The organism is Lysobacter sp. 22409, from assembly GCF_052045105.1.
Classification (GTDB): domain Bacteria; phylum Pseudomonadota; class Gammaproteobacteria; order Xanthomonadales; family Xanthomonadaceae; genus Lysobacter; species Lysobacter antibioticus_B.
The window spans coordinates 1-4,124 of record NZ_JBQEOE010000099.1; the positions used below are offsets into that span (position 1 = coordinate 1).

Annotated in this window: 1 protein-coding gene; it reads left to right on the forward strand. The window is 68.6% G+C overall.

What is annotated here, in order from left to right; genetic code table 11:
- The coding region (locus ACTJJK_RS23080) for an amino acid adenylation domain-containing protein (protein WP_440731356.1) at nt 1–4,124 on the forward strand (4,124 nt) is incomplete at both ends.

Sequence of the window (4,124 nt, forward strand, 5' to 3'; positions counted from 1 at the left end):
CGCCTGCTGCATCAGCCGTTCGAAGCGCAGGTGCGGGCGACGCCGGAGGCGACTGCGGTGGTCTGCGATGGCGAGCGCCTGAGCTACGCCGAACTGAACCGCCGTGCCAACCGCATCGCTCATCGCCTGCTGGCGTTGGGTGTGCGCGCCGACGACCGTGTCGCGATCTGTCTCGAACGTGGCCCGTCGCTCGTGGCCGGTGTGCTCGGCATCCTCAAGGCCGGCGCGGCCTACGTGCCGCTGGACCCGAACTACCCGCCGGACCGTTTGGCCTACATGTTGGGCGACAGCGCGCCGATGGCGCTGTTGAGTCAGACGTCCCTGAGCGGTTTGCTCGGCGAGGTCGAGGTGCCGGTGTTGTTCGCCGACGATGCCGCCTTGGCCGATCAGCCCGAGCACGATCCGGTCGTCGACGGTCTGACTGCGCGCCACTTGGCCTACGTCATCTACACCTCCGGTTCGACCGGCCAGCCCAAGGGCGTGGCGATCGAGCACGCGAACGCAGCCAACTTCATCGCCTGGGCCAACGCCAACTTCAGTGGTGAGCAGCTGGCGAACACGCTGTTCTCGACCTCGATCAACTTCGATCTGGCGGTGTACGAGCTGTTCGCGCCGCTCAGCATCGGCGCACAGATCACCGTGGTGCGCGACGTGCTGGCGACCGATCCAGCGAGCCCGTTGAGCCTGATCAACACCGTGCCCTCGGGCATCAACGCCTTGCTGCAGAGCGGTGGGGTGCCGGCGACGGTGCGCACGGTCAACCTGGCCGGCGAGCCGCTCAAGCGTGCGCTGGTCGAGCAGATCTTCACCCGGACCGAGGTCGCGATGGTTGCGAACCTGTACGGCCCGACCGAGACCACGACCTATTCGACCTGGGTGGCGATGGACCGTGCCGACGGTTTCGCCTCGCACATCGGCAAGCCGGTGGCGAACACCCGCATCTATATCGTCGACGCGCACCTGGAACCGGTGCCGGTCGGGGTGGTCGGCGAGCTGTATATCGGCGGCGAAGGCGTGGCCCGCGGTTATCTGCATCGCCCCGAGCTGACCGCCGAGCGTTTCGTCAACGATCCTTTCGTCGCGGACCAAACCGCGCGCATGTACAAGACCGGCGACCTCGGTCGCTGGCGGGCCGACGGCACCATCGAGTATTTGGGCCGCAACGACTTCCAGGTCAAGATCCGCGGCTTCCGCATCGAGCTCGGCGAGATCGAGACCAAGCTCGCGGCCTGCGAGGGCGTGCGCGAAGCGGTGGTGGTGGCGCGCGAAGGCGAGGGCGGCGACAAGCGGCTGATCGCTTATGTGGTCCCCGCTGACGGCGTCGAGCTGACGGCGGCGAGTTTGCGCGAACAACTGTCGCGCAGTCTGGCCGAGTTCATGCTGCCGAGCGCCTTCGTGACCCTTGCGGCCCTGCCGCTGACCCCGAACGGCAAGCTCGACCGCAAGGCGCTGCCGGCGCCGGGCGACGACGCGGTGATCCGGCGCGATTACGAAGCGCCGCAGGGCGAGGTCGAGACCGCGCTCGCGCAGATCTGGTGCGAGCTGCTCGGCCTGGAGCGCGTCGGCCGCCACGACCAGTTCTTCGAACTCGGCGGGCATTCCTTGCTGGCCTTGCAAGCGGTGTCGCGGATTCGCCAGACCATCGGCGTCGATATCGCCCTGCGCGATCTGTTCGCGCGTCCGACCCTGTCGGCGCTCGCCGCGCATGCCGAGGCGCTGGAGGCGCCGCGGGTGGCCTCGTTCGAGCCGATCGCGCCGGTCGCGCGCGACGGCGTTCTGCCGCTGTCCTGGCCGCAGCAGCGTTTGTGGTTCCTCAATCAACTCGACGCCGCCGCCGGCGCCGCCTACCACATGTGCGCGGCCCTGCACGTGCGCGGCAAGCTCGACCGCGGCGCCTTGCAGGCGGCGCTGGACCGGGTCGTGGCCCGTCACGAAAGCCTGCGCACGGTATTCGTCGAAGAGCAGGGCGAGCCGCGCCAGTCGATCGGCCCGGCCGATACCGGTTTCCAACTGGCCGATCACGACCTGCGCCATCTCGACCCCGGTTCGCGCGCGCTGGCCGCGGCCGAACACGGCGCCGCCGAAGCGGTGGCGCCGTTCGACCTCGGCGGCGGGCCGCTGATCCGCGGCCGCTTGCTGCTGCTGTCCTCGGACGAGCACATCCTGCTGTTCACCCAGCACCACATCATTTCCGACGGTTGGTCGATCGGCCTGCTGGTCAAGGAAGTCAGCGCGCTGTACGCCGCGCTGCGCCAGGGCCAGGCCGATCCGTTGCCGCCCTTGTCGATCCAGTACGCCGACTACGCCGCCTGGCAGCGCGAGCAACTGCAGGGCGAGCGTCTGCGCGAGCTCGGCGAGTTCTGGCGCACGCAATTGCGCGGCGCGCCGGTGTTGCTGGAACTGCCGACCGACCGGCCGCGCCCGCCGGTGCAGAGCTATGCCGGCGACAGCGTGCCGCTGGTGCTGCCGGCCGCGCTCAGCGCCGCTGTGCGCACCTGGGCGCAGGGGCAGGGCGCGACCTTGTTCATGGCCTTGTTGACCGCCTGGTCGACGTTGTTGTCGCGCCTGAGCGGACAGGACGAGGTGGTGGTCGGCACGCCGGTGGCGAACCGCCAGCATCCCCAGACCGAGCCGCTGATCGGCTTCTTCGTCAACGCCCTGGCCCTGCGCGTGAGCCTGCGCGACGACCCGAGCGCGGCGCAACTGCTGGCGCGGGTGCGTGCGGTCGCGCTCGACGCCTACGAGCATCAGGACCTGCCGTTCGAGCAGGTCGTCGATGCCTTGCAGCCGGCGCGCACGCTCAGCCACAGCCCGTTGTTCCAGGCGATGTTGTCGCTCGACAACACGCCCGGCGGCGCGACCCTGAACCTGCCGGGCCTGAGCCTGAGCCCGTTGGCGACGGCGCAGACCACCACCCGTTTCGACCTGTCGCTGGCCTTGAGCGAATCCGGCGCCGAGATCGTCGGCGAGTTGGAATACGCCACCGACCTGTTCGAGCGCGAGACCATCGAACGCTACGCCGGCTATTTCGTTCGACTGCTGGAGGCCATGGTCGCCGACGCACAGGCCCCGGTCGCTCGCCTGCCGCTGTTGTCGGCGGATGAGCGCGCGCACGTGCTCGAAACCTTCAACGATACCGGCTTCGACTATCCGCGCGAGCGCCTGCTGCATCAGCCGTTCGAAGCGCAGGTGCGGGCGACGCCGGAGGCGACTGCGGTGGTCTGCGATGGCGAGCGCCTGAGCTACGCCGAACTGAACCGCCGTGCCAACCGCATCGCTCATCGCCTGCTGGCGTTGGGTGTGCGCGCCGACGACCGTGTCGCGATCTGTCTCGAACGTGGCCCGTCGCTCGTGGCCGGTGTGCTCGGCATCCTCAAGGCCGGCGCGGCCTACGTGCCGCTGGACCCGAACTACCCGCCGGACCGTTTGGCCTACATGTTGGGCGACAGCGCGCCGATGGCGCTGTTGAGTCAGACGTCCCTGAGCGGTTTGCTCGGCGAGGTCGAGGTGCCGGTGTTGTTCGCCGACGATGCCGCCTTGGCCGATCAGCCCGAGCACGATCCGGTCGTCGACGGTCTGACTGCGCGCCACTTGGCCTACGTCATCTACACCTCCGGTTCGACCGGCCAGCCCAAGGGCGTGGCGATCGAGCACGCGAACGCAGCCAACTTCATCGCCTGGGCCAACGCCAACTTCAGTGGTGAGCAGCTGGCGAACACGCTGTTCTCGACCTCGATCAACTTCGATCTGGCGGTGTACGAGCTGTTCGCGCCGCTCAGCATCGGCGCACAGATCACCGTGGTGCGCGACGTGCTGGCGACCGATCCAGCGAGCCCGTTGAGCCTGATCAACACCGTGCCCTCGGGCATCAACGCCTTGCTGCAGAGCGGTGGGGTGCCGGCGACGGTGCGCACGGTCAACCTGGCCGGCGAGCCGCTCAAGCGTGCGCTGGTCGAGCAGATCTTCACCCGGACCGAGGTCGCGATGGTTGCGAACCTGTACGGCCCGACCGAGACCACGACCTATTCGACCTGGGTGGCGATGGACCGTGCCGACGGTTTCGCCTCGCACATCGGCAAGCCGGTGGCGAACACCCGCATCTATATCGTCGACGCGCACCTGGA